This is a genomic window from Streptomyces tyrfis (assembly GCF_037034285.1).
In the GTDB taxonomy this organism is placed as follows: Bacteria; Actinomycetota; Actinomycetes; order Streptomycetales; family Streptomycetaceae; genus Streptomyces.
Genome location: NZ_JBAGJZ010000010.1, coordinates 25,908 through 30,737, shown reverse-complemented (window position 1 = coordinate 30,737; position 4,830 = coordinate 25,908). Strand labels below are relative to the sequence as shown.

3 protein-coding genes are annotated in these 4,830 nt (G+C 73.4%); 1 reads left to right on the top strand and 2 read right to left on the bottom strand.

The genetic code is table 11. The features are described 5' to 3' along the window. Nucleotides 1–16: 16 nt before the first annotated feature. Together WA762_RS10075 and WA762_RS10070 are read right to left on the bottom strand one after the other, a co-directional pair. The gene (locus WA762_RS10075) at nucleotides 17–274 is read right to left on the bottom strand and encodes a phosphopantetheine-binding protein (RefSeq protein WP_335934941.1); all 258 of its coding nucleotides are present in this window, start codon (nucleotides 272–274) and stop codon (nucleotides 17–19) included. Between the two features lie 3 nt (nucleotides 275–277). Continuing rightward, on the bottom strand, nucleotides 278–1,153 hold the full coding sequence (locus WA762_RS10070; protein WP_335934940.1) for an ACP S-malonyltransferase: 876 nt from the start codon (nucleotides 1,151–1,153) through the stop codon (nucleotides 278–280). 381 nt (nucleotides 1,154–1,534) lie between these two features. Between WA762_RS10070 and WA762_RS10065 the strand changes: the two genes are divergently transcribed. After that, on the top strand, nucleotides 1,535–4,795 hold the full coding sequence (locus WA762_RS10065) for a BTAD domain-containing putative transcriptional regulator (protein ID WP_335934939.1): 3,261 nt from the start codon (nucleotides 1,535–1,537) through the stop codon (nucleotides 4,793–4,795). The last annotated feature ends 35 nt before the right edge of the window (nucleotides 4,796–4,830 follow it).

Here is a 4,830-nt window from a genome sequence, read left to right as displayed (position 1 = left end):
GCGGGGTCTCCTTGCTTCAGTGGTCGTCGCGCTCGGCGATCTTCTTCGCCACGAAGGCGTCGATGGCTTCGAGCGAGGTGAAGACGTTGGCGATGAAATCCTCGTCCGTCATGTCGAGCGAGAAGTCCTTTTCGAGAGCGCTCAGGAGCTGGACGTACCCGAAGGAGTCCATCACCCCGGCCTTGAAGAGATCGCTCGCGGCGGTCAGCACGTCGTCGAACTCCACGAGGAACTGGTCCTCGACGAGTTTCTTTATGCGCTCCGCTCGGTCCATGTCTCACACCGCGCTTTCGAGTGATCGGCTGGGGGTATCGGACTTCATCAGGCTCTTCACCATGCGGGTGAGGGCTTGGCCGCCCATCTCCTCGCACTCCAGCCCCGTTCCGAGGGAGAGGAGATGGCGGATGCTGTCGGCCCACCGGACCGGCTCGACGAGCTGTCTGCTCAGCAGGGCGGGGATCGTCTCCCGTTCATGGGGGCGCGCGCTCGCATTGGAGATCACGGGGATCACGGGTTCCGAGAACGTGAATTCTTCGAGAAACTTCTCGAATTCGGCGCGGGCGTGTTCCATGTGCCGGGAGTGGAAGGCCGCGCCGACCCGCAGCGGGGCGAAGCGGATGCCCCGCCGCCGGAGGACCGCGTGCGCCGCGCGCAGCGCCTGGTCGCTGCCGGCGATCACGACCTGGGAGTCGGTGTTGAGGGCCGCCAGGTCGATGCCCTCGACGCCGTCCGACGCCAGGGTCTCCAGCAGCGGTTCGGGCGGGGTGTCCATGACGGCCGTCATCCCCCCGACGGCCGCCTCCGCCATGAGCTCGCCGCGCCGCTTGACGAGCCGGAGCCCGGTCTCGAAGTCGAAGACACCCGCCGCCAGCAGGGCGTTGTACTCCCCAAGGCTGTGGCCGAGACAGCAGTCGGCCGGGCGTTCCTCGCGGCGCTCGCGCTCGAACGCGTGCAGCGCGTTGACGGTGTACAGCGCGGGCTGGGTGCACTCCGTCCGGGAGAGCATGTCGTCGGGATTGTCGCGGCAGAGCGCGACCAGGTCGTAGCCGAGCAGGTCGCAGGCGTACCGCGTGAGACCGGGGTAGCGGCCGAAGACATCCGCGCCCATGCCCCGGAACTGCGATCCCTGACCCGGGAAGAGAACCGCCAACACCGTTACGTCCTCCATGGTCCGCGCCGAACGGCCCACGCCGCCGGCGGTGCCGTGCCCATGCTGCGTCACGCCCCTTGCCGCGCACTGGCCGGAATTCTGACGGGCGTCGCAGGGCGGCCGCCGCACCCCTTGCGATTCGCTTGCAGCTCGCTTGCCGGTCCCCCGGACATATCCGCCGAACGGCCCTCTGATCGCATACCGGCCATTCGCCGCCTGCGATTCGCCGGAAGCAACTTCCGCTGTTCTAGGATCAATTCACCGGACGCGTCTCAAGCGTGAGAACGAATGGGGCCGAGTATGCCTGCACCTCGGATAGGGATCACAGCGACGCCCCCGCGGCCACCCGCCCCCGACGGGCCGGTGCTGCAGGTTCTGGGGCCCATGTCGGCCCGGTACGGAGGGCACGAGGTGCCGCTCGGACCGCCGCGCCGCCGCGCGCTCCTGGCCCTGCTGCTGATCAGACTGGGCCGGGTCGTGCCCACCTCCGCCCTGGTCGAGGGCCTCTGGCGGGACAGCCCGCCGCCGCGCGCGGTGGCCACCCTGCAGAGTCATGTCTCCCATCTGCGCCGGTCGCTGGCCCCGGCGGGCCTCCAGGGCGGGACCTCGGTCCTGCGGTACCAGGCGCCCGGATATGTGCTCCAGCTCTCGCCGGACCAGGTCGACGCCCAGCGGTTCGAGCAACTCGCCACAAGCGGGCGGCAGTTGCTGGCACGCGATCCGCTCGCCGCCCGCGACCGGCTGACCCGGGCCCTCGCCCTGTGGCGCGGCGCCCCGTACGCGGAATTCGCCTCCCACCAGCCGCTCGCCGACGAGAGCACCCGGCTGGAGCAGGTCCGCCTCACCACCCTGGAGGCGTCCGCCGAGGCCGCGCTCGCGCTGGGGAGGCCCGCCGAGGTGGTCACCGAACTGGAGCGCGAGGCGCGCCAGCACCCGACTCGGGAACGCCTGGTGGGGCATCTGATGACCGCCCTCTTCCGGACCGGGCGGCAGGCGGAGGCGCTGAAGGTGTACGAGTGGACGCGGGGACATCTGGTGGAGGAGTACGGCGTGGACACGACCGCCGAGCTCCAGCGGCTGCACGTGGCGCTCCTGCGGCAGGAACTCGGCGACCAGGAACCGCAGGGGCCGCCCGGGTCGCCGGGGCGACGGATCGCGTCCGCGGCCCCGGCCGGGCACGGGGCGGCCGTGTCCGCCGGGGCCCCGCCGGTGTCCGGGACGGTCCCCCGGGCCGTCGCGACCACGGCCCGGGCCTGTGCCGCCGCCGGACCGTCGGCGCGCGGCCGCACCCCGCGCCCCCGGCCCATCGCCTACGACCCGTCCCCCCGCAGGCCGGGCACGGCTCCGCCGCTGGCCGGACGGGACCGGGAGCTGCGGCGGCTGGTCGACGCGACGGCCGGGGCCGCCGACGGGCGCGGCCATCTCGCCTGCGTGTTCGGCTCCTCCGGGCTCGGCAAGACGCATCTCGTGATGGAACTCGCGCAGCGGCTCCGGGACGCGGACGGGAACATCGAGACGGTCCGGGGCGGCTGCGTCTCCGGCGCGGGCGTTCCGCCCTACTGGCTCTGGACGCAGGTGCTGCGCCTGCTGTCGACCGCGCGGCCCGATGCCTTCCGGGCCGCCGCGGCGCCCTTCGGGGCGCTGCTCGCCCCCCTGCTGCCCGGGTGGCGGAAGGACGGGCCGGCCGACGGGCACGAGCGGGGGCCGGACGGTTTCCCGGACCCCTTCCGGGTCCACGACGCCCTGTGCGAGATCCTCTTCGCCCTGGCCGCACAGCGCCCGCTGGTGCTGCTGCTGGAGGACGTGCACTGGGCGGACACCGCCTCCCTGGAGGTGCTCCGGCTGCTCGCCACCCGCCGCCAGGGCCAGTGCCTCAGCATCGTGCTGACCGGCTGGGACCTGGAGGCGTGGCCGGACGCCTCGCGGTTCCGGCTGATGACCGAGGTGCTCAAGGGGCCGCGCACGGAGATCCTGCGACTCAGCGGCCTGGCCCGCCCGGACGTCGCGGCGCTGGTCGACGCGCAGGCCGGGCCGGGCGTCGACGAGCGGGTGGTGGACGCGCTGCACCGGCACGGCACGGGCAGCCCGTACTTCGTCCTCCAGATGCTCTCCTATCTCGGGGACGCGCGGGATCTGCGCGACTCCGGCGCCACGGACGAGATCCTCGCGCTCGTCACGGCGTACGCGCGCAAGGTGCTGCGTCAGGAATTCGCCATGCTGCCGGAGCCGTTCCTGCGCCTGCTCCGCCTCTGCGCGGTCGTCGCGCCCGACATCGAGGTGGACGCGCTGTGCCGCGCCTCCGACGGCAATTCGGCCATCGCGATCGTGGAGTCGGCGCTCCGCTACGGGCTGCTGGTCCCCGATCCGAACCGCCCCGGACGATTACGCCTGGGCTGCCCGCAGGCGCAGGAGGTGCTCACCGGTGAACTGGGCGACGAGGCGCGCGGACGGCTGCACGCCCGGTACGCCGACGCCCTGTCAGCCCGGGTGGACTCCGAGAGCGCCCCCGAGGAGGCCGACCGGGTCGCCCACCACGCCTGGCACGCCCGCTGCGTGATGCCCGCGCAGCGGGTCCTGCCCTGGCTGCTGCGCGCGGCGGAGAACGCGGAGCTGCGGCTGGCCTCGGAGGACCGCGAGACGTGGCTGCGCCGCGCGATGCGCGTCGTCCGGCTGCTCCCGGACGACCCTTCGGCCCGGGAGCTGGAACACCGGCTGCATCTGGAGCTGGGCCAGCTGCTCGCCCATGTGCGCGGGTTCGGGGACGCGGAGGCGGAGGCGGAGCTGAGCCGGGGCCGCGCGGCCGGCGCCGACGCCGACGACCCGGCGGTCCTGTCGCTGCTCGGCGCCTCGCTCCTGGTCCGCGGTCGCTACGACGAATCGCGCCAGCTGGCCGTGGTGCTCCGGGACATCGCGCAGCGCACCGACGAGCCGACGGCCCGGCTCGGCGCCGTGTACGGCGAGGCGACCGCGCTGTTCGTCCGCGGCCGGCTGGTCGAGGCGCTGGAGGAGCTGGAGCACGGGGTGGTGCTGGCCGACCGGTTCGCCCGGGAGGGCCGGCTTCCTGAGCGGATGTACCAGTCCGATCCGAGGGTCTACTTCCGCTGCTACGACGTCCTGGCCCGCTGGCTGCTGAACGACCGGGACACGGCGGCCGAGCAGCGCCGGAGCCTGCTGCGGCTGACCCAGTACGACAGCAGGCCCTGGGACCGGATCCACGCCCTCTACACCCACGCCGTGCTGGCCGCCTGGGAGGGGGACGTCGAGACGGCGCGCGCCTGCGGCGCCGAGGGCGTCGGGCTCGCGGTCGAGCACGGCCTGTACTACTGGAAGCCGATGCTCCGGTTTCCGCTGGGGTGGGCCCTGGCCCATTCCGGGCGGGGCGAGGGCATCGCGGAGATGCGGGACTCGCTCGCCGAGCTGCGGCTGAACGGCACCCGCATCCGCCAGCCCCTCCATCTGGGCCTGCTGGCGCAGGCCCAGCATCACGCGGGGGAGCTGGAGGACGCGGTGGACACCCTGCGCACCCTGGTCGCCGTCGTCGAGCTCCGGCGCGAGTACGTGTATCTCCACTCCGCCCTGCCCGCCACCCGGCTGCTGCGCGAGCTCCTGGGCGCGGGCGCCGCCGAACCGCCGGTGCGCGGCTGAGCGGAGCCGGGCGACCGGGTCCGGCCCGCCGGTCG

Excerpts from the sequence above, each read along its gene's own strand:
- WA762_RS10075 (WP_335934941.1), bottom strand. The coding sequence starts at position 274 with ATGGACCGAGCGGAGCGCATAAAGAAACTCGTCGAGGACCAGTTCCTC.
- WA762_RS10065 (WP_335934939.1), top strand. The coding sequence starts at position 1,535 with ATGTCGGCCCGGTACGGAGGGCACGAGGTGCCGCTCGGACCGCCGCGC.